This window comes from Oceanobacillus aidingensis, assembly GCF_042654105.1.
Classification (GTDB): Bacteria; Bacillota; Bacilli; order Bacillales; family Amphibacillaceae; genus Oceanobacillus; species Oceanobacillus oncorhynchi.
This window is the reverse complement of record NZ_JBHSFT010000001.1, coordinates 367,503-388,739: the sequence shown is the minus strand read 5'-3', so window position 1 is coordinate 388,739 and position 21,237 is coordinate 367,503. Positions and strand designations below refer to the sequence as shown.

General features: G+C 41.2%; 19 protein-coding genes and 2 other annotated features. All 19 genes read right to left on the bottom strand.

Features of this window, described 5'->3' with window-relative positions; all coding sequences use genetic code 11:
* Positions 1 to 196: 196 nt before the first annotated feature.
* The gene (gene rpoB / locus ACFO3P_RS01790; RefSeq protein WP_193064168.1) at positions 197 to 3,742 is read right to left on the bottom strand and encodes a DNA-directed RNA polymerase subunit beta; all 3,546 of its coding nucleotides are present in this window, start codon (positions 3,740 to 3,742) and stop codon (positions 197 to 199) included.
* A 412-nt stretch (positions 3,743 to 4,154) separates the two neighbouring features.
* The gene (locus tag ACFO3P_RS01785) at positions 4,155 to 4,760 is read right to left on the bottom strand and encodes a class I SAM-dependent methyltransferase (protein ID WP_193064167.1); all 606 of its coding nucleotides are present in this window, start codon (positions 4,758 to 4,760) and stop codon (positions 4,155 to 4,157) included.
* Between the two features lie 277 nt (positions 4,761 to 5,037).
* Complete coding sequence (gene rplL, locus ACFO3P_RS01780) at positions 5,038 to 5,403, bottom strand: 50S ribosomal protein L7/L12 (protein WP_289585305.1); 366 nt, start codon at positions 5,401 to 5,403, stop codon at positions 5,038 to 5,040.
* A 54-nt stretch (positions 5,404 to 5,457) separates the two neighbouring features.
* Positions 5,458 to 5,955, bottom strand: a complete 498-nt coding sequence (rplJ, locus tag ACFO3P_RS01775; RefSeq protein WP_193064166.1) for a 50S ribosomal protein L10 — start codon at positions 5,953 to 5,955, stop codon at positions 5,458 to 5,460.
* Positions 5,956 to 6,004: 49 nt separating this feature from the next.
* Positions 6,005 to 6,149 (bottom strand) — a sequence feature (ribosomal protein L10 leader region).
* Positions 6,150 to 6,198: 49 nt separating this feature from the next.
* Positions 6,199 to 6,891 (bottom strand): 50S ribosomal protein L1, encoded by a 693-nt coding sequence (gene rplA / locus ACFO3P_RS01770; RefSeq protein WP_193064165.1) that lies wholly within the window; start codon positions 6,889 to 6,891, stop codon positions 6,199 to 6,201.
* Positions 6,892 to 7,066: 175 nt separating this feature from the next.
* Positions 7,067 to 7,492, bottom strand: coding sequence for a 50S ribosomal protein L11 (rplK, locus tag ACFO3P_RS01765; protein WP_042530747.1), 426 nt, complete (start codon positions 7,490 to 7,492; stop codon positions 7,067 to 7,069).
* Between the two features lie 213 nt (positions 7,493 to 7,705).
* The gene (gene nusG / locus ACFO3P_RS01760) at positions 7,706 to 8,242 is read right to left on the bottom strand and encodes a transcription termination/antitermination protein NusG (RefSeq protein ID WP_042530745.1); all 537 of its coding nucleotides are present in this window, start codon (positions 8,240 to 8,242) and stop codon (positions 7,706 to 7,708) included.
* A 329-nt stretch (positions 8,243 to 8,571) separates the two neighbouring features.
* Positions 8,572 to 8,745, bottom strand: a complete 174-nt coding sequence (secE, locus tag ACFO3P_RS01755; RefSeq protein ID WP_042530743.1) for a preprotein translocase subunit SecE — start codon at positions 8,743 to 8,745, stop codon at positions 8,572 to 8,574.
* A 49-nt stretch (positions 8,746 to 8,794) separates the two neighbouring features.
* The gene (rpmG, locus tag ACFO3P_RS01750; protein WP_256705463.1) at positions 8,795 to 8,959 is read right to left on the bottom strand and encodes a 50S ribosomal protein L33; all 165 of its coding nucleotides are present in this window, start codon (positions 8,957 to 8,959) and stop codon (positions 8,795 to 8,797) included.
* 266 nt (positions 8,960 to 9,225) lie between these two features.
* Complete coding sequence (sigH, locus tag ACFO3P_RS01745; RefSeq protein WP_042530741.1) at positions 9,226 to 9,879, bottom strand: RNA polymerase sporulation sigma factor SigH; 654 nt, start codon at positions 9,877 to 9,879, stop codon at positions 9,226 to 9,228.
* Between the two features lie 327 nt (positions 9,880 to 10,206).
* Positions 10,207 to 10,713: an NYN domain-containing protein gene (locus ACFO3P_RS01740; RefSeq protein WP_042530739.1), complete on the bottom strand. Its 507-nt coding sequence runs from the start codon at positions 10,711 to 10,713 to the stop codon at positions 10,207 to 10,209.
* The gene (gene rlmB, locus ACFO3P_RS01735; protein WP_193064164.1) at positions 10,714 to 11,466 is read right to left on the bottom strand and encodes a 23S rRNA (guanosine(2251)-2'-O)-methyltransferase RlmB; all 753 of its coding nucleotides are present in this window, start codon (positions 11,464 to 11,466) and stop codon (positions 10,714 to 10,716) included.
* A gap of 1 nt (position 11,467) precedes the next feature.
* Complete coding sequence (locus ACFO3P_RS01730) at positions 11,468 to 11,872, bottom strand: Mini-ribonuclease 3 (protein WP_042530735.1); 405 nt, start codon at positions 11,870 to 11,872, stop codon at positions 11,468 to 11,470.
* The gene (gene cysS, locus ACFO3P_RS01725) at positions 11,872 to 13,278 is read right to left on the bottom strand and encodes a cysteine--tRNA ligase (protein WP_042530733.1); all 1,407 of its coding nucleotides are present in this window, start codon (positions 13,276 to 13,278) and stop codon (positions 11,872 to 11,874) included. Before cysS ends, ACFO3P_RS01730 begins: the two co-directional genes overlap by 1 nt.
* Positions 13,259 to 13,915, bottom strand: coding sequence for a serine O-acetyltransferase (gene cysE, locus ACFO3P_RS01720; protein WP_042535862.1), 657 nt, complete (start codon positions 13,913 to 13,915; stop codon positions 13,259 to 13,261). The genes cysS and cysE overlap by 20 nt, the downstream gene beginning before the upstream one ends.
* A gap of 134 nt (positions 13,916 to 14,049) precedes the next feature.
* Positions 14,050 to 14,267: a binding site (T-box leader), on the bottom strand.
* A gap of 81 nt (positions 14,268 to 14,348) precedes the next feature.
* Positions 14,349 to 15,818 carry a glutamate--tRNA ligase gene (gltX, locus tag ACFO3P_RS01715; protein ID WP_042530731.1) on the bottom strand — a complete coding sequence of 490 codons (1,470 nt, stop codon included), beginning with the start codon at positions 15,816 to 15,818 and terminating at the stop codon, positions 14,349 to 14,351.
* Between the two features lie 193 nt (positions 15,819 to 16,011).
* Positions 16,012 to 17,109 (bottom strand): PIN/TRAM domain-containing protein, encoded by a 1,098-nt coding sequence (locus ACFO3P_RS01710; protein WP_042530729.1) that lies wholly within the window; start codon positions 17,107 to 17,109, stop codon positions 16,012 to 16,014.
* Positions 17,110 to 17,209: 100 nt separating this feature from the next.
* Positions 17,210 to 18,583: a DNA repair protein RadA gene (radA, locus tag ACFO3P_RS01705; RefSeq protein WP_193064163.1), complete on the bottom strand. Its 1,374-nt coding sequence runs from the start codon at positions 18,581 to 18,583 to the stop codon at positions 17,210 to 17,212.
* A 212-nt stretch (positions 18,584 to 18,795) separates the two neighbouring features.
* The gene (gene clpC, locus ACFO3P_RS01700; RefSeq protein WP_042530725.1) at positions 18,796 to 21,228 is read right to left on the bottom strand and encodes an ATP-dependent protease ATP-binding subunit ClpC; all 2,433 of its coding nucleotides are present in this window, start codon (positions 21,226 to 21,228) and stop codon (positions 18,796 to 18,798) included.
* Positions 21,229 to 21,237: the final 9 nt, after the last annotated feature.

The window sequence follows — 21,237 nt, the reverse complement described above, 5'->3', positions numbered from 1 at the left end:
CAAGTTAAGAAAGTTTGAGAAAACCTGGCTTATCGTCATGTCTCGGCGAAAGTCGGGGATTTTCTTAAATCAGGTTTCGTTTTTATAGAAAGCGCAGAATGGTTCTAAGGAAAAGGAAATTCTACGTAACCCGCGTCTGCGGGCAACGTAGAAGTCACCCTAACACATGAAAAGTGAACCATTACTGCACAAATTTTTATTGATTAAGCGGTTCTTCCACTTCAATGTTAAGCTTCGTGGATGTTTGACCTTCCTCATCTTCCAGTTCACGCATATCAATCTCATCTTCGTTACTAGAAAGCATCTTCACGTCCATACCAAGACTTTGAAGCTCTTTGATGAGTACTTTAAATGACTCAGGAACACCCGGTTCTGGCGCATTATCCCCTTTTACGATTGCTTCATATGTCTTCACGCGTCCAACGGTATCATCTGATTTAACCGTTAAGATTTCTTGAAGTGTGTATGCAGCACCGTAAGCTTCTAATGCCCAAACCTCCATCTCACCAAAACGCTGTCCGCCGAATTGTGCTTTACCGCCAAGCGGCTGCTGCGTTACGAGAGAGTAAGGACCAGTTGAACGAGCGTGCAGCTTATCATCAACCATGTGTGCAAGTTTAATCATATACATGACACCTACAGATATACGGTTGTCAAAAGCTTCTCCTGTACGTCCATCATAAAGAACGGTTTTTGCGTCCCTCGGCATACCGGCTTCTTCAAGTGTTTCCCAAACATCCTCTTCTGTCGCTCCGTCGAATACCGGACTTGCTACATGCAGTCCGAGCTGTCTTGCAGCCATTCCTAAATGAAGCTCAAACACCTGTCCGATATTCATACGTGATGGTACCCCTAATGGGTTCAACATAATGTCGATTGGTGTACCGTCCGGCAAGAATGGCATATCCTCTTCCGGTAAGATTTTGGAGATAACCCCTTTGTTACCGTGACGTCCTGCCATTTTATCGCCTTCATGAATTTTACGTTTTTGAACAATATATACACGAACCAGCTGATTCACACCTGGTGGTAACTCATCGCCATCTTCACGATTAAAGATTTTTACATCTAAGACGATGCCGTCACCGCCATGAGGAACACGCAGGGAAGTATCTCTTACTTCACGCGCCTTCTCACCGAAAATCGCATGTAATAAGCGTTCTTCTGCGGAAAGCTCTGTCATTCCTTTCGGTGTTACTTTCCCTACAAGAATATCACTGTCTGTTACTTCTGCACCGACACGGATAATTCCTTGTTCATCAAGGTTTTTAAGGGCATCTTCCCCAACGTTAGGAATATCTCTTGTGATTTCTTCAGGTCCCAGCTTCGTATCGCGGGATTCTGATTCAAATTCTTCAATGTGAATAGAAGTATATACATCATCTTTTACAAGACGTTCGCTCATAATGATAGCATCCTCGTAGTTATAACCTTCCCAAGTCATAAAACCTACAAGAACGTTTTGACCTAATGCTAATTCGCCGTCTTCCATAGAAGGACCATCTGCAAGAACTTCTCCTTTTGTCACACGTTCTCCTTCTGCAACAATCGGACGCTGGTTATAGCAAGTTCCCTGGTTAGAACGTTTGTATTTCTGTAAACCATAACGATCTAAGTCACCTTCTACTTCTTTGCCATCTACTTCTGAAATGCGGCGCACCATAACGGTTTTTGCTTCCACACGCTCGACAATTCCATCATGACGGCAGATAACAGCAGCACCAGAGTCTTTCCCGTTGACGTATTCCATACCAGTTCCAACAATCGGCGCCTTTGGATTCATCAAAGGAACAGCCTGACGTTGCATGTTTGCTCCCATTAGTGCACGGTTGGAGTCATCATTTTCCAAGAATGGAATACATGCAGTCGCTGCAGATACAACCTGTTTTGGTGATACGTCCATATAATCAATTCGATCGCGTGACACAATAATGTTATCTTCACGGAAACGAGCGATAACTTCATCATTCACAAAGAAGTTATCATCATCTAATTGGGAGTTAGCCTGTGCAACAATATAATTATCTTGTTCATCCGCTGTCAGATAATCAATCGTATCTGTTACTTTTCCAGTCTCCGGGTCAACACGGCGATATGGTGATTCAATAAAACCAAACTTATTCACTCGCGCATAGCTGGACAGCGAGTTAATAAGACCGATGTTCGGCCCCTCCGGCGTCTCAATCGGACACATACGGCCATAGTGAGAATAGTGAACGTCTCGTACTTCGAATCCGGCACGTTCACGTGTCAAACCACCTGGTCCAAGAGCTGACAGACGACGCTTATGCGTTAACTCGCCCAACGGATTGGTCTGGTCCATAAACTGTGATAGCTGTGAGCTTCCAAAGAATTCTTTAATGGATGCAATAACCGGACGAATATTGATCAATTGCTGTGGTGTTACGCTGGAAGTGTCCTGGATAGACATTCTTTCACGCACAACACGCTCCATACGGGATAATCCGATACGGAATTGATTTTGAAGTAATTCGCCGACCGAACGCAGACGGCGGTTCCCCAAGTGATCAATATCATCTGTGTTCCCTACTTGATGAAGCAGATTAAAGAAATAACTGATAGAAGCTAAAATATCAGCTGGTGTGATATTTTTAATTTCTTTTGTTACTTCCCCATTTCCGATAACAGTTAGTTCACGTTCTCCGTTCGGATCAGTTGGATCAAGAATTTTCACAGATTGTACTGTGATTTCTTCTTCCAGCACACCATCATGCGGAGTGATCGCTTTGTCTCCGAAACGATCTTCTTTTCGCTCAAGATATGGAAGAATCTTATCTAATAATTTTCTTTCCAAACGGTCGCCTTTATTCGCAATGACTTCTCCAGTTTCAGAATCAACAACAGGCTCTGCAAGCACTTGGTTGAACAAGCGATTCTTGATATGGAGTTTTTTATTCATTTTATAACGTCCCACATGCGCTAAATCATAGCGTTTCGGGTCAAAGAAGCGAGATACTAATAGACTCTTCGCATTATCTACTGTCGGCGGTTCGCCAGGACGAAGACGTTCGTAGATTTCTAAAAGAGCTTTCTCTGCATTCTCTGTGTTATCTTTTTCTAGCGTATTTCGTAAATATTCATTTTCGCCTAACAAATCAACAATCTCTTGATCTGTACCAAATCCTAAAGCTCTTAACAGAACGGTAATTGGTAATTTACGAGTACGATCGATACGGACATAAGCAACATCTTTTGCATCTGTTTCAAACTCTAACCATGCTCCACGGTTTGGAATGACCGTTGTTGCAATGCCGCGTTTCCCATTCTTGTCGATTTTTTCGTTGTAATAAACACTCGGCGAACGCACAAGCTGTGATACAATAACACGCTCTGCACCATTGATAATAAATGTTCCTGTGTCTGTCATTAATGGGAAATCACCCATAAATACTTCCTGTTCCTTTACTTCTCCGGTTTCATTATTGATTAAACGAACCTTCACGCGAAGGGGAGCATTGTATGTCACGTCTCTTTCTTTTGCTTCATCTACAGGATATTTCGGATCACCCAAACTATAATCCACAAACTCAAGTGATAGATTTCCTGTAAAGTCTTCAATCGGAGAGATATCCTGGAACATCTCCCTTAAACCTTCTTCTAAGAACCATTCATAAGAAGCGGTTTGAATTTCGATTAGGTTAGGTAATTCTAACACTTCATTAATACGTGCATAGCTCCTGCGTTGGCGGTGCCGTCCATACTGAACTAGTTGACCTGTCAACTGCTTCACCCCTTAAATCATCCATTTTAGTAGTTGTTTCTACAAAATGTAACTCATATTTAAAAGAACGTCTGAATAAATCATCTGTTCTTTAAAAAATAAAACTATAAACTCATTATCCTATCATTTGCATCCTTTATCACTTTCCCTCTCTACGGCTTATTTTTCTTAAAGATAAAACTTTCTTTTCGCTCATTGAAAAATATAGCCTTTCCAAGGATGTTGTGATTTTAGATTGTGCAGATGAAAGAATTTTGATAAACTATAGAAAAGCGATTTGTCGAACCTTTGTTTTTCCCGATTCTACAAGCCTTTCCCATTTATAAAGATTTTATACGTCCAGCCTGGAAAAATGCGCTAGGCAAACGTACCCTAATCTTAGCATCTTCCAATCTTAGCATATCCCCATTTATTAGTCAAACTTTTTCGCTCGTAATATAAAATAACCTTTTTTCTTTGCAACTACTTCTACATTGCCAAAAATCTCTTCCAGTTTATCTTTCGCAGATGGAGCTCCCTGCTTTTTCTGAATAACCGCCCATAAATCTCCATGATTGGATAAATGACCCCAGGCTTCTTCAAAAATAGCATGCACCACTTTTTTACCGGCGCGTATCGGCGGGTTTGTTACAATGGAAGCAAATGTTTTTTCATTTAATTGCTGATATAAATCACTTTGAAGAATGGTTGTATTGGAGATTTTATTGATTTCTGCATTTTTTTGGGCCAATTCCACAGCACGTTCATTCACATCAACCATAAAAATGTGTCTGTCTGAAAAGTCGGAGGCTAAAGATAATCCGATTGGACCGTACCCGCATCCCACATCTAATATTGGTCCATCAACCTCGGGCTCCTGAAAAGATTCAATAAGCACCCTTGATCCAAAATCCACTTCACTTTTTGAAAAGACACCAACATCACTCGTAAATTGAAACGTCTTCCCCCGCAGGTCAAAAGACCAGCTTTGCGGCAGCGATTTTGCTTGTGGCTGTTTAGAATAATAATGCTCTGTCATATGGATCCGCACCCACTTTATATGAATTAAGAAAAATACCTGGGCCGCAATCGTACACTTCCTTATGATAGGACGATGTTTGAGCCAGCAACACCAACTTACATCTAATAGAAACAACCCAAATATTTTCTTTTTTAAAAAAAGGTCACCTGTTCAACTAAAAAACATTCTCGTATATAAACTTGAACTTTTTCTAGTGACAAAAGTGACCTTTATGGTTTCGTGATAAAAGAGCCCGCCTAAAATACGACGAGCTCTTTTTCTTATATTTGCTAAATTATTTAACTTCTACAGAAGCACCAGCTTCTTCAAGTTTACCTTTAATTTCTTCAGCTTCTTCTTTAGATGCTCCTTCTTTAATTGCTTTAGGAGCGTTATCTACTAAGTCTTTCGCATCTTTCAAGCCAAGTCCAGTGATTTCACGAACTGCTTTAACAACTTTGATCTTAGATGCACCAGCATCGTTAAGAACAACGTCAAATTCTGTTTTTTCTTCTTCAGCAGCACCGCCGCCAGCAGCACCTGCTGCAGCAACTGGAGCAGCAGCTGTTACGCCGAACTCTTCTTCGATAGCTTTTACTAAATCGTTTAATTCAAGTACAGTCATTTCTTTAATTGTACTGATCATTTCTTCGTTTGTCATGATTAAAATCCTCCTAATAATAAGTTTGTTTTTATAATTAAACCGTTTGGTGTATTATGCACCTTGTTCTTCTTTTTGCTCTGCAACAGCTTTTGTAGCATAAGCAAAGTTGCGGATTGGAGCTTGAAGTACGCTAAGCAGCATAGATACCATACCTTCGTAGTTTGGCAGGTCTGCAAGCTCTTTGATTTGTTCAAGTGAAGCAACGCTTCCTTCAATAACACCGCCTTTAATTTCTAAGGCTTCGTGGTCTTTACTGAAGTTGTTTAAGATTCTAGCTGGAGCTACTACATCTTCACTGAATGCAATGGCGTTTGGTCCAGTTAAGACTTCACTAAGTTCACTCAGCTCTACAGCGTCTACAGCACGGCGAACCATTGAATTTTTATATACTTTAAATTCAACGCCTGCTTCGCGGAGCTCTTTACGCAATGCAGTAACCTCTGCAACGTCAAGTCCACGATAGTCTACTACTACTGCAGATTGGCTATTACGAAACTTTTCTGCGATTTCCTCTACTAATTGTTTCTTCTGTTCAATAATCCCTGACATCTTTCCACCTCCTAATAACAGTCCCTATTATTACACCGTTCGAACGTGCTTTTCTATTAAAAAAGCTCTCATGCAGACATGAGAGCTTACTCTAGATTGGCAAAGTCGGTTTGCCCTTCTATAAATAAACACCTCGGCTGGATGATTAAGCTCTGATGAGCCCCTGCTGTCTACGGTATAACATTCGATTTTATGAAACCGAAAATTAGTATATCGAACATTGGCTTAAAAGTCAACTACTAATTAACGGAAGCTTGAAACGTCAACTTTGATTCCTGGCCCCATTGTAGATGCAATAGAAGCATTTTTAAGGTAGGTTCCTTTAGAAGCCTGAGGTTTCACTTTTACAAGTTGATCAGCAAGAGCAGTAAAGTTTTCTACTAATTTCTCTTCATCGAAAGAAATTTTCCCGATTGGAACATGAATGTTAGCAGATTTATCAACACGATATTCTACTTTACCGGCTTTAATGTCTTGAACAGCCTTTTCTACTTCGAAAGTTACTGTTCCTGTTTTAGGGTTTGGCATTAAACCTTTTGGTCCTAAAACACGACCTAATTTACCTACTTGAGCCATCATATCCGGAGTAGCAACAATCACATCAAAATCGAACCAGCCTTGGTTGATTTTATTAATATAATCTTCTTCTCCAACATAATCTGCACCAGCAGCTTCTGCTTCTTTCGCTTTCTCACCTTTAGCAAATACAAGAACGCGTTGTGTTTTACCAGTACCATGCGGTAAAACCATTGCCCCGCGGATTTGTTGATCTGCTTTTTTAGGGTCTACACCAAGACGAAAAGCAGCTTCTACTGATTCATCAAAGTTTGCTTTTGCAGTCTTTTTTGCAAGCTCTACAGCTTCTTTTATTTCATATGCTTTTGTACGATCAATCTGCTTTAAAGCTTCTTGATGTTTTTTACCATATTTAGCCATATTAATTATATCCTCCTCTTTTGTGGTTATAACGGTTGTACCTCCCACGAGACAAGAGAATCACTCTTGTCCAGCATGTGAATCATCTATCGATTTATTCTTCTCCCGAATAAGGCTGCGGATGAAAACAGCCGCAACCTTTTAACTACAAAACGTTTGTCTACGGAATACCGAATTAGTCTTCGATGGTGATTCCCATACTGCGCGCAGTACCTTCAACCATGCGCATTGCCGCATCAACATCAGCTGCATTTAAATCCGGCATTTTTGTTTCAGCGATTTCTTTTACCTGGTCGCGTTTTACAGTAGCGACTTTTGTTTTGTTAGGTTCACCTGAACCAGACTCGATTCCAGCTGCTTTTTTAAGTAGCACTGCTGCCGGCGGAGTCTTTGTAACAAATGTAAATGAACGATCCTCGAATACAGTGATTTCTACAGGGATAATTAAACCTGCTTGTTCTTGTGTTCGAGCGTTAAATTCTTTACAGAATCCCATAATGTTAACACCTGCTTGACCTAGAGCCGGCCCAACTGGTGGTGCTGGATTTGCTTTTCCCGCAGGAATTTGCAATTTTACTAATTTGATTACTTTTTTAGCCACGAGACACACCTCCTTAAAGTCCGTGATGTGGTAATAGGGTCTCTTATTTTATTTACCCTCCCACTCATTTCCTGTTCCCCTTTTAATTGAGAACAAGAATAACAAAAGAATCTTAGCATGAATTTGTGAAAAAAGCAAGCCTTGATTCTTGAAAATACCTTACTCCGCAGAACTTGTCTATACTGCTGTCACATTCTTGCTGGTCTGAAAGACTTATGAAAGCTTGTCTACTTGGGAGAAATCCAGTTCAACTGGTGTCTCTCTTCCAAACATATTCACATGTACTTTCAGTTTTTGTTTATCTGTATCAATTTGTTCAATCGTTCCTGTGAAATCTGCAAATGGACCATCTGTGACACGAACGCTTTCTTTGATCTCAAAGTCAACTTGAACAGTTGGTTCGCTGACACCCATTCTTTTCAGCACAACGTCTACTTCATCCGGCAATATCGGTGTCGGCTTTGCGCCGTGTCCGCTGGAGCCTACAAATCCGGTAACGCCAGGAGTGTTTCGTACCACGTACCACGAGTCGTCTGTCATCACCATTTCTGTTAAAACATAGCCTGGGAAAGATTTTTTCTTCACCATTTTTTTCTTGCCGTCTTTAATCTCTGCTTCTTCATCTTCCGGAACAATTACACGGAATATTTTATCTTCCATGCCCATGGACTCTACTCTTTTTTCAAGGTTCATTTTCACTTTGTTCTCATAGCCGGAATACGTGTGAACCACATACCAATTCTTTTCCATTTATATCGGACAATAACTGTCCTGTCCCCTCCTCTTCATGAATAAACGATAGCTTTTTTATCTAGCTCCGAGCGCCAAACTTTAGAGATTTCACGTCGCGCTTATGCCCTGCGGGTGAAAGTCAACATCGGTTCGTTACCTCACCGTGTTTCCTTTATCTCTTTAAGCAAAGGAAGTTCGACTAAGGTCGAACCACCCCAAAGTTCGGGGCGCAATCTCTACGTTTTTAGCAGGCGCTCTCCGCTTTTCTTATCCAATTTAAAAAACCCGCATAAATCGGGTTTTCACTGACTTTTTCTTCTTTTCATTATACCTGCATTATAAAGGAATTATTCAAAAAATGCATCTAAAAATTCTGATATGCCTAAATCAACAACGAAAAAGAATATTGCCATAAAGATAACTGTAGAAATTACCACAAAGGTATAGTTTCTTAGTTCTTTCCCTTTTGGCCAGCTTACTTTCTTCATTTCATTGGAAACATTCTTTAAGAACTTAAACATTTTATCTCTTTCCCCCCGAACTTACGCGAATCTATCCATCAATCTATATCTACTTGGTCTCACGGTGCAGCGTATGTGTTTGGCAATGTTTACAGAACTTGTTCACTTCTAATCTCTGCGATTGATTGGCTGCGTTTTTGTTCGTTGAATAGTTCCTGCTAGAACATACTGCACATGATAAGACAATCTTTTTGCTCATAATTTCCACCCCCATACATAGGGACATAGACTATATTAACATAGCACTTCGCTATCATTATGTCAATGTTATCACTCTTTTCAAAAGCACGACATTCTCTCCCGTTTCTATACAGGATAAGATAAAATGTTTGTTTAAAAGCATTTATTCCGTTACTGGCGCTGCGCTTTATTAAAAAATAAATATTTTATTTTGTTAGATGTAAAAGGAGGAAGTCCGGTAATTCCACATATATACTTCTTTGATTTCCTCTCTAAAATCTACAGGCAGATAACAGCGTTTTAAATGGTAACCCCATTCTCTTCAAGCAGGATTTCTAATTTTCGTTTCACCCGTACTAAAGCGTTATCAATTGATTTTACATGGCGATTTAATTGTTCAGCAATTTCTTGATAGGTACAGCCGTCCAAATATAGCTGCAGCACCTGTTTTTCCAATCCGCTCAACAATTCTGATAATTTAAATTCCATTGCTCCGTACGCTTCCCGATTAATAAGCGTTTCCTCCGGGTCGCTGTCCTCTGGACTGGAGATGACATCCATCAATGTCCGGTCAGATTCTTCCTCATAGATTGGCTTATCTAAAGAGACATACGAATTTAAGGGGAGATGTTTTTGCCTCGTTGCTGTTTTAATCGCCGTAATAATTTGTCTGGTCACGCATAATTCTGCAAATGCTTTAAAAGAAGTTGGCTGCTCCAGATCAAAGTCACGGATAGCCTTATATAATCCAATCATTCCCTCTTGAATAATATCTTCTTTGTCTGCGCCGACCAAAAAGTAGGTTCTTGCTTTTAACCGTACAAAATTTAAATACCGATGTATCAGGAGGTCCAATGCATAACTGTCACCTTGATCGATTAATTCCAGCAAATTAATATCTTCTAGCTTGTCCAGTTTCTTGCTGCGTGTATTGATTTGCCCACCATTCACCAACAATCCCCTCCTAAATCGATATCTCCAAATATATCCACGATAGGCACTATTATACTAGACGAGCCGAAATATCGTCAACGACCCTTTTATGACAGAAGCAGTCGTAATTTGTCGTTTTCGTGAAAATCACTAAGACTTTTCACCTAATGAATGAGTGTCTAAAAAAACGTGAACTGCTTACCTGCCATGCTCTCAAGCTGTATTTTTATTTCCTATCTAAAAATATTTTTCGTCAAAGCCATGTTTGTTCGGAGCGACATGGACAGGAACACTTCTCATGAACTGGCTGAGAGGCATTCCAGTCTATTATACTTTCCATGTATTATTCTATTTCCCGCGGCGCATCTCTTCAAACCGTTTTCGTAACTCTTGGTTTATCGGAATTTTAACAGCAGGCTTTTCTTTTTGATGCACCTCAAGATTTATACGGATTTCCTGGTTCATATCATCCATCTCAATCTGCAGCTCTCTTGCAGACTTACGCAGCGCACCCTGTCCGAAAATAGTACGCTGCTCTGCATAATCGGACGTTGCAACATACACCTGCGTTTGGATATTTTTTACGGTCTTCACGAGCTTTTCGATACATTCATCTGCAGTTTCTTTTTCCTTTGTGTAGATTACTTCCACTTTATGTTTTTCTTCTTTCGATTCAATTCCACGAACATAGTAAGCATCAAAGACGACAATCACGCGGTCTCCGGTAAATGCCTGATACTCTGCAAGGAGTTCAATAAGCCGGTCTCTTGCCTGTCCAATATCTTTTTCCTTCAGCTGCTCAAGCTCCGGCCACGCACCGATGATATTATAGCCATCTACAATTAATACAACCATTTAAGCACTCCCCAGCGGCAGACGCTTTCTGAGCACTTCATAAAGAAGTAAACTGCATGCAACAGAGGCATTTAGGGAGGATACTTGTCCAACCATCGGCAGGCTCACCGTCCAGTCACATTTCTTTCGCACGAGGCGGCTCATTCCTTTTCCTTCATTTCCAATAACTAATCCGAGAGGCAGCGTTCCATCCAGCTGCCGGTAATCTTCATCTGCTTCCGCTTCCGTGCCAATAATCCATACATTTCTTTCCTTAAGTTCATCAATGGTATTCGCTATATTGGTCACTCTGGCAACAGGAATATGCTCTAACGCTCCCGCTGCTGTTTTCGCTACCGTTGCGGTTAAACCCACGGAACGATGCTTCGGGATAATTACTCCATGTGCCCCTGTTGCATCCGCCGTACGTAAAATAGATCCCAGATTATGCGGGTCCTCTAATTCATCCAGCAAAATAAAGAAAGGAGCCTCCTCTCTTTCCTCCGCTTTGGCAAAAAGGTCTTCCAGCGAGGCATAGGGATAAGAAGCAACGGAAGCAATCACTCCCTGATGATTCCCCTCCTGCATCTTATCCAGCTTCGACCTCGGAGCCTTCTGAACCACTGCTCCTGCTTCACGGGCAAGCTGCTGTATTTTATGCGCAGCCGCTCCCTGCAATTGTTCGGATATCCAAACCTTATTAACAGAACGGCCAGATTTCAATGCTTCGATTACGGGATTCTTGCCCATAATCCATTCCTTTTCCTGCGTCATTTTAAGCACTCCCTTCTTCTAGAAAATCCATTGCTTGCGTCATCAATTCCTGCAGTCTCTGTTCATTTTTTAATAAATAGTGATAGCCAATCAACGCTTCAAACGCTGTACTATAACGATACGTCTGTACATTAATATTTTTAGGAATACTGCCTGATTTTGCATTTCTCCCCCGGATGACCACTCTGCTCTCTTCTTCTGTTAAAAAGGCATCCTGTTCCAGCCAATGGAGGATAACCTTTGCCTGTGACTTACCGGATACATAACGAATCGCTGCCTGATGTAGTTGATTCGGTTTAATGGTTCCCCGCTCTAATAATTGTTCGCGCACATACACCTCATAAATCGCATCGCCGATATAGGCTAAAGCGAGACTTTTCATTTGCCTGACATCACTGGCTTTCATTATTTACCTCTTTTCCATCTTACTCCTTGTGGCGTATCCTCTAAGATAATCTGTTCCTGTTTCAATTGATCGCGTATTTCATCCGCACGGGCAAAATCACGATTTTTCCGGGCTTCATTCCGCTCTGCAATCAATGCTTCAATCGTTTCATCCAGTAATTCTTCCTGTTCATTTTCAATGTCAATTCCCAATACTCCAAGCATCGAAGCAAGGGCTTCACGGAAAGCATCAATGACTTCTTTAGCCGTTTGCTCCTCTTGGACATAGACATTCGCCTCTTTAGATAAATCAAACAGAATAGAAATTGCATTAGCTGTATTAAAGTCATCGTCCATCTCTGCTTCAAACCGTTTTGTACGCTCTTCAATACGGTCTATCCATTCCTTGTTATCTCCTCTTAAATCCATGCTTGTTTGGCGTCGATGCCCTAAATTATGATAAGCTGTTTCAATGCGTTCCAAACTTGTTTTTGCGCTTTGTAATAGCTCTTCTGTAAAGTTAATCGGATTGCGGTAGTGAACAGAAAGCATAAAGAAACGCAGCACTTTCGGGTCATGCATATTTATTAAATCACGTGCCAGCACAAAATTACCAAGTGACTTCGACATTTTTTCATTATCGATATTAATATAGCCGTTATGCATCCAGTAGTTCGCAAAGGTGGTATCATTATGTGCTTCCGATTGTGCAATCTCATTCTCATGATGCGGAAAAGTTAAGTCCTGTCCCCCGGCATGGATATCAATGGTATCTCCTAAATGTTTCTTAGCCATTGCTGAGCATTCAATATGCCAGCCTGGACGTCCTTTGCCCCATGGCGCTTCCCACGCAATTTCTCCCTCTTTTGCTTCTTTCCATAAAGCAAAATCCAGCGGATCCTCTTTTTTCTCCCCTACTTGGATTCGTGCACCAGAACGTAATTCGTCAATAGACTGATGAGAAAGCTTTCCATACCCTTTAAAGGAACGCGGTTTGAAATAAACATCTCCTTCTGCTTCATAAGCATAGCCCTTGTCTATCAATTCTTTGATAAACGCTATAATTTCCTGCATCGAATCCATGACACGCGGATTTTTCGTTGCTTTTTTGACGCCTAATGCGCCCACGTCTTCTAAATACGCATCGATAAACCGGTCAGCCAATGCACCGACTTCCTCTTCTGCTTCCTTGGCTGCTTTAATAATTTTATCGTCTACATCAGTAAAGTTGAGGACATAGTTGACCTCATATCCCCGATATTCAAAATACCTGCGAACCGTGTCGAATACAATTGCCGGACGTGCATTTCCGATATGGATATAGTTATATACCGTCGGACCGCATACGTACATAGACACTTTCTCAGGCTCAATGGGTTTGAAATCTTCCTTCTGTCTCGTTAGCGTATTATATATTTGAATCGTCATGGTTGTTCATTCTCCCTTTCTTTAAATGCTCCATTTCTGCTTTCAGTTCCTCGATTTGCTCTTGCAGGCTTTTGCATTTTTCTGCAACTGGATCTGGAATATTTTGATGATCCAGGTCTCTGTTCAGGCGTATTCCATCTTGAACAACAACCTGCCCAGGAACACCGACGACTGTAGCGTTAGCAGGAACATTCTTTAATACCACTGAGCCGCCCCCGATTTTCGAGTTTTCTCCAATCGTAATGGCTCCAAGCACCTTTGCCCCTGTTGAAACCATCGCATTGTCTTCAATGGTAGGATGCCGTTTCCCTTGTTCTTTTCCCGTTCCGCCGAGTGTTACTCCTTGGAAAATAGTGACGTTATCACCTATTTCACAGGTTTCCCCGATAACCACGCCCATGCCATGGTCAATAAACAATCTTCTTCCTATTTTGGCTCCAGGATGAATTTCAATACCAGTTATAAAACGAGAGAATTGCGAAATAAAACGAGCCAAGAATTTCAGATTTTTGTTATACAGCCAATGTGCGATACGATGCGCCCAAATCGCATGTACACCAGAGTAAGTTAACATAACTTCAAAATACGTGCGGGCGGCTGGATCCTGTTCAAAAACAACATCCATATCCTCCTTCATTTTCCGAAAGACCACTATATACAGCCCCTTCTGTTTAAATTAGTTAGCAAAATCGATTACTGCCTAATGAAGTAAAAATGAATTCATCTTTTCTTTGATTAGATATAAAAAAAGCGTCTCTGTGTTATTGAAAACACAGAGACGCTTTTTAGCGCGGTTCCACTCTGTTTAGAGAAAAAAATATCTTTCTCCCCTTTGCTCTGTTAACGGCAGAGAACCGCTACCATGTACTTTATGTTCCACAATAGACTCTGAGGCGCACTTCAAAAAGAAATCTTAAAGTCACTCGCAGCAACTGTGACTCTCTCTGTGTAAGAAATTCATTTTTACTTTACCTCTTCAACGATTTAAATTTATTTGATTTTCATAGCTATCATAACATAGGCGAAACTTATAAAGATAATATATTATATTACACAAGAAATGTGAACTATTAAGCTCCCATTTCCTTTAATAATTTATCAAGACGCTTCACGATAACATCTTTCCCCAGCAATTCGATAGCAAACGGAAGCTCTGGACCGTGCATTTGTCCTGTTGTTGCAACCCGTATCGGCATAAAGAGTTTTTTACCGCGATGTCCTGTTTCTTTTTGGGTTGCTTTAAACTGCGCTTTAATCGAATCTTTATCAAACGACTCTAAATGAATTAATTTATCTGTGAACACTTGCAATACTTCAGGCACCTGCTCTTCTCCTAAAACTTCCCGTTCTGCTTCACCATAGGTAATATCCTCCTGGAAGAACAGCTCTGTCAATTCAACGATTTCTGCCCCGTAGCGCAATTGTTCACGATATAGACTAATTACATTTTCCGCCCATACACGCGTCTTCTCATCCATATTCTCTGGAAGCTTGCCCGCGTTGATTAAATGCGGTAACGCTAGATCGATGACACGGCTTAAATCTGCTTTTTTAATATATTCATTGTTCATCCATTTCAATTTATGCTGGTCAAAAATAGCGGCAGACGTAGATAAACGCTCTGGATCAAATATAGTAATCAGTTCATCCTGTGTAAACATCTCTTCTTCGCCAACTGGAGACCATCCAAGCAAGCTGATGAAGTTAAACATCGCTTCCGGCAAATAGCCTAAATTACGATATTGCTCAATAAACTGCAGAATGTGCTCATCACGTTTACTCAGCTTTTTACGCTCTTCATTCAGAATTAACGTCATATGCCCGTAACGCGGTGCTGTCCATCCAAACGCATCATATATCATCATTTGCTTTGGTGTATTGGAAATATGCTCTTCCCCGCGCAATACATCGGTGATTTCCATCAAATGATCATCGATAGCCACAGCGAAATTATAGGTAGGAATTCCGTTTTTCTTTACAATGACCCAGTCGCCAAAATCACTGGACTCAAACGTGATTTCACCGCGGACAATGTCTTGGAACGTGTATGTTTTATTTTCAGGAACACGAATACGGATACTTGGCGTTCTGCCTTCTGCTTCAAAGCCCTGAATTTCTTCCTCTGTTAAGTTGCTATGTTTCCCGGCGTATTTAGGGACTTGTCCATTTGCACGCTGTGCTTCCCGTTCTGCCTCTAACTCGTCCTCTGTCATATAGCATTTATAAGCTAAATCACGCTCAAGCAGTTCATCTACAAACTTCTGATAGATATCTAAGCGCTCTGTCTGGCGATAAGGACCATAATTACCGCCGATATCGGCACCTTCATCCCATTCTAAGCCGAGCCATTTTAAATATTTTAATTGACTCTCTTCGCCGCCCTCTACGTTTCTTTTATCATCTGTGTCTTCTGTGCGGATAATGAATTTTCCATCAAAATGTTTTGCATATAAATAATTAAATAAAGCTGTACGAGCGTTACCAATGTGTAAATGACCCGTTGGACTAGGTGCATAACGTACGCGAACTTCCTTACTCATTTAAAATGCCTCCTTCATTGTTTATATATCATCGCTGCCTGCCTTGTACCTGTTCAAAAGATCTGATAGAAATCTTTTGAAACATCTTTTATAAAAGGAATTCCTCCCCTTATCTTCCTAAACAAGCTCTATACGAAAAGTGATAACATATATATGTTATCACTTTTTTTATCCTTTATCAGTTATACCCTTTTTACAACGCTTTTTCAAGTAATTTTGGTTTTGCAAAGATCATCCGTCCCGCAGAGGTTTGTAAAACACTCGTAATAACAACCTCAATATTTTTGCCGATATAATCTCTGCCTTCTTCCACTACAATCATCGTCCCGTCATCTAAATAGGCAACACCTTGATTATGCTCTTTCCCGTCTTTGATAACCTGCACATGCAGTTCTTCCCCTGGAAGAACGACCGGCTTCACTGCATTGGCCAGGTCATTAATATTTAAAACAGGCACTCCCTGGAAGTCACATACTTTATTTAAATTGAAATCGTTCGTAACTACAATGCCATCAATGACTTTTGCCAATTTGATCAATTTGCTGTCTACTTCTGGAATATCCTCAAAATCGCCTTCATAAATTTCTACTTTTACAGCGAGCTCTTTCTGAATTCTGTTCAAAATATCTAAACCGCGTCTGCCGCGGTTTCGCTTCAGCGCGTCCGATGAATCTGCAATATGCTGTAATTCACCAAGAACAAACTGCGGAATCACAATGGTTCCTTCTAAAAAGTTAGTCTGACAAATATCAGCAATTCGCCCATCAATAATCACACTTGTATCCAAAATTTTGGGGCTTAAGCTTTGCGTACCCGCATCTGTGTCCTCTTCCTCGCCGCTGCGGCGCTTGTCCTTTTTCGCCGGTTTGAGTATATTCATAAATTCCTCACGACGGCGAAAGCCAACCTGGAATCCTAAATAACCAAGTATAATCATAATGAACAGCGGCAAGACCTGTGAGAAAATACGAATACTCATATCTTGAAACGGCATATTAACAAAGTAAGCTATAACTAGACCGACAATTAACCCGATACTGCCAAAAAATAAATCCATGGCTGGTAATTTGACCAGTGCATCTTCCACCCAACGAAAGAAATTTACAATATAGTTTACTAGTAAATAAGACAAGATAAAAAATATAATAGCTCCAACAATCATTCCCAAGATAGATGAAGTTAGCCAGCTTGATTCTGCAACATTTAACAGCTGGACGATTTCTGGAATATAAAGATATCCCATGGTACCTCCTAAAATAATAAAAAATAAGTGTACTACTTTTTTCATCAATTCCTTTCACCTCCTGACTCGTATTAGTAGTATTACCAAATGACATATAATATATGCTTATCTGCTCGGAATTCTTCTAAATTTTCATCCTCAAAAAAATCTATTGATGTAATCCGATTTCTAAAGCTTCCTGTACATTGGAAACACCAATTACTTCGATACCAGCCGGATAATTCCAGCCGTCTAAATTATTTTTCGGGCAGATTACCCGTTTAAACCCCAGTTTCGCAGCCTCCTGCACCCGTTGTTCGATTCGGGATACTCTGCGAATTTCTCCTGTTAACCCAACCTCACCGATAAAAATATCCTCTGGTTTGGTTGGGTGATCGCGGAAACTCGATGCAATACTGACCGCCAGCGCTAAGTCAATCGCCGGTTCATCCAGCTTGACCCCGCCCGCTACTTTGATATAAGCATCCTGGTTTTGCAGCATCAGTCCAACGCGTTTTTCCAGCACAGCCATTAAAAGCGGCACGCGATTATGGTCTACTCCCGTGGCTGTTCTGCGCGGGTTCCCGAAGCTTGTTGGAGAAATCAGCGCTTGAATCTCTACTAAAACAGGGCGTGTACCTTCCATTGATGCTACAACGGTCGAGCCGGCAGCTCCTTGGGATCTCTCTTCTAAAAAGATTTCAGACGGATTCATTACTTCACGTAATCCTTCCTCCTTCATCTCAAAAATCCCCATTTCATTCGTACTTCCAAAGCGATTTTTTACACCTCTTAAAATACGATAGGTGTGATGACGTTCTCCTTCAAAATACAATACCGCATCCACCATATGCTCCAGTAAACGCGGACCCGCAATCGAACCTTCTTTGGTCACGTGCCCGACAATAAAAACAGGAATGCCTTTGGTCTTCGCAATTTTCATAAGCTCCATTGTACATTCTCTGACCTGTGACACGCTCCCCGGCGCGCTGGTTATCTCTTCTTTAAAAATGGTTTGAATGGAATCGACGACGACAAAGGAAGGATTGATTTCTTCTATCTGCCTGCTGATATCCATTAAATTCGTTTCTGATAATACATATAGTTCATCCGTTTTTATATCTAAACGATCTGCACGCAATTTGGTTTGCCTTGTGGATTCTTCACCAGATACGTAGAGAACCGGTAAAGCCTTCTCTGCCAGCTGTGCAGATATTTGCAACAGGAGTGTTGATTTTCCAATACCCGGATCTCCGCCAATTAAAACCAGTGACCCTAATACCACTCCCCCGCCTAATACACGGTTAAATTCCCGCATCTTCGTCGTAATGCGGGGTTCCTTCTTTGATTCGATGGAGGTAATCTTTTCGGGTTTTTGTGAGGAGGCTGTACCAGACGTGTATCCTGTCCTGCCTTTTACAGAAGCAGCTTCAATTTCTTCAACCATCGTATTCCATTGATGGCAAGCTGGACATTTCCCCATCCACTTAGCCGATTCATATCCACATTCCTGACAGACAAATTTTGTTTTCCTTTTTGCCAACGTTTCTAACCCCCTTCAAGTGAGATTCAAGCCTAGCGTCTTCTCTTGAACCACCCTTATTTATTATTATAGACTATTTCTGGTTTTCATAGGTTACAGAAAAGCATCAAATTCACAAAGAATCTTCCATACTTATGCCACAAGCATTTTTTGAGAAATGGAGAAAGCTAGAAGAACCGTGTTCTTCTAGCTTTCTGTACCTTACATCCTGTTTAAGAAAGGACAATAAATTCCCCTTTGCTGTTCAACCCTATTTTCACCTTTTGTTCCTTTTGAATGGTTCCCTTTAACAACTCTTCTGATAATAAATTCTCGATATTACTTTGAATAGAGCGTCTCAGCGGACGGGCACCATATTCTGGATCAAAGCCTTCATTAGCAATTTTTTCAATTGCCTTATCTGTAAGGGAAAGGGTCAGCTCTTGCTCTTCCAGGCGTTTTTGCAGCTGTTTAAGCATTAATGATGCAATATCTTTCATGTGTTTTCTCTCCAGGGAGTGGAACACAATGGTCTCATCAATACGATTTAGGAATTCAGGACGGAATGCTTTTTTCAATTCGTCCATCACCTTCGACTTCATATCTTCATGCTCTCTCTTCTCATCATTGTCTAGTGTAAAGCCGACATATTTATTACGTCTTAATTCACTTGCTCCGACATTAGAGGTCATGATAATAACCGTATTGCGGAAATCAACTACTCTTCCCTTTGAATCTGTTAACCGGCCATCTTCAAGGACCTGCAAGAGGATATTAAAGACTTCTGGATGTGCTTTTTCTACTTCATCCAACAGCACAACAGAATATGGTTTACGGCGAACACGTTCGGTTAATTGACCGCCCTCTTCATAGCCAACATAGCCTGGAGGCGAACCAACTAAACGGGACGTCGCATGCCTTTCCATATACTCTGACATATCGATTCGGATCATCGCATCCTCGTCCGCAAACATGACTTCAGCAAGGGCGCGGGCAAGCTCTGTTTTTCCGATACCTGTCGGCCCCAGGAATATAAAGGAACCAATTGGACGTTTAGGATCTTTTAACCCGGCACGGGCACGGCGGATTGCTTTAGCTACAGCATTCACTGCTTCCGATTGACCAATAACGCGATCATGAAGAATCTCTTCCATGTTCAGCAGGCGGTCACTTTCATCTTTCGTCAGTTTTGCAACAGGAACCCCTGTCCAGATAGATACCACTGCAGCGATATCTTCCATCGTTACTTCCGAATCGGTCTGTCCTTGTTTTTCCTTCCATTCATCCTTTGTTTTCTCAAGCTTTTCACGGTAACGCTGTTCAGAGTCCCGCAAGGATGCTGCTTTTTCAAATTCCTGACTTTGGACAGCAGCGTCTTTTTCTTTCCTTACTTCTTCCAGCTTTTGTTCTAATTCTTTTAAATTTGGCGGAACCGTGTAAGAATTTAAACGTACTTTAGAGCCAGCCTCATCGATTAAATCAATTGCCTTATCCGGCAGAAAACGATCTGTGATATATCGATCCGACAGAGATGCTGCTGCTTCAATCGCTTCATCTGTAATAGTCACACGGTGATGCGCTTCGTAGCGGTCTCTTAAACCTTTCAAGATTTGAATGGTTTCATCCAAGGTCGGCTCATCTACCTGAATTGGCTGGAAACGACGCTCTAACGCAGCATCCTTTTCAATATATTTCCGGTATTCATCTAATGTCGTTGCGCCGATACATTGCAGTTCACCGCGGGCAAGCGACGGTTTTAGAATGTTTGATGCATCGATTGCACCTTCTGCTCCCCCGGCTCCGATCAGCGTATGGAGTTCATCGATAAATAAAATAACATTGCCGGATTGACGGATTTCTTCCATTACTTTTTTCAAACGGTCCTCAAACTCACCGCGATATTTTGTACCTGCAACCACAGTACCCATATCTAACGTCATCACACGTTTGTCACGTAGTGTTTCCGGTACTTCATTATCAATGATTTGCTGTGCCAGTCCTTCTGCAACAGCTGTCTTTCCGACACCAGGCTCCCCAATCAACACAGGGTTGTTTTTGGTGCGGCGGCTCAATACTTGGATTACACGTTCAATTTCCTTAGAGCGTCCTATAACAGGATCAATTTTTCCTTCTTTCGCACTGACTGTTAAATCGCGGGCTAAAGAATCTAACGTAGGGGTGCTTGCGTTTGTTTGCTGTCCTGCACGTCCCTGACGGCCTGTCTGAGACTCATTGCTACCTAACAGTTGAAGAACTTGCTGACGGGCCTTATTTAAGCTCACACCAAGATTATTTAAAACACGGGCAGCAACACCTTCTCCTTCACGGATTAAACCTAAAAGAATATGCTCTGTTCCCACATAGGAGTGGCCCAGTTTTCTTGCTTCGTCCTGAGATAATTCAACAACCTTTTTTGCTCTGGGCGTATAATGAATCGATTGAGAAGGCTGCTTGCCGACACCAATGAGCTTTTCCACTTCTTCTTGAATTTTAGCTACTTCCAACCCAAGAGATTGCAATGCCTTGGCAGCTATGCCTTCTCCTTCACGTACTAAACCAAGAAGAATATGTTCTGTTCCAATATTATTATGGCCTAATCGTACGGCCTCATCTTGAGATAATGCCAATACCTTTTGTGCCCTCTCTGTAAAGCGACCAAACATCATATGTTTTTT

Coding starts and splice junctions, on each gene's coding strand:
- gltX (WP_042530731.1), bottom strand. CDS start 15,818: ATGAGTAAGGAAGTTCGCGTACGTTATGCACCTAGTCCAACGGGTCAT.
- rpmG (WP_256705463.1), bottom strand. CDS start 8,959: ATGGGGGTGGAAATTATGAGCAAAAAGATTGTCTTATCATGTGCAGTA.
- secE (WP_042530743.1), bottom strand. CDS start 8,745: ATGTTTAAGTTCTTAAAGAATGTTTCCAATGAAATGAAGAAAGTAAGC.
- rplJ (WP_193064166.1), bottom strand. CDS start 5,955: ATGTCAGGGATTATTGAACAGAAGAAACAATTAGTAGAGGAAATCGCA.
- cysS (WP_042530733.1), bottom strand. CDS start 13,278: ATGACGATTCAAATATATAATACGCTAACGAGACAGAAGGAAGATTTC.
- rplA (WP_193064165.1), bottom strand. CDS start 6,891: ATGGCTAAATATGGTAAAAAACATCAAGAAGCTTTAAAGCAGATTGAT.
- cysE (WP_042535862.1), bottom strand. CDS start 13,915: ATGAAGGAGGATATGGATGTTGTTTTTGAACAGGATCCAGCCGCCCGC.
- ACFO3P_RS01785 (WP_193064167.1), bottom strand. CDS start 4,760: ATGACAGAGCATTATTATTCTAAACAGCCACAAGCAAAATCGCTGCCG.
- nusG (WP_042530745.1), bottom strand. CDS start 8,242: ATGGAAAAGAATTGGTATGTGGTTCACACGTATTCCGGCTATGAGAAC.
- ACFO3P_RS01730 (WP_042530735.1), bottom strand. CDS start 11,872: ATGAAAGCCAGTGATGTCAGGCAAATGAAAAGTCTCGCTTTAGCCTAT.
- ACFO3P_RS01740 (WP_042530739.1), bottom strand. CDS start 10,713: ATGGTTGTATTAATTGTAGATGGCTATAATATCATCGGTGCGTGGCCG.
- clpC (WP_042530725.1), bottom strand. CDS start 21,228: ATGATGTTTGGTCGCTTTACAGAGAGGGCACAAAAGGTATTGGCATTA.
- rlmB (WP_193064164.1), bottom strand. CDS start 11,466: ATGACGCAGGAAAAGGAATGGATTATGGGCAAGAATCCCGTAATCGAA.
- rplL (WP_289585305.1), bottom strand. CDS start 5,403: ATGACAAACGAAGAAATGATCAGTACAATTAAAGAAATGACTGTACTT.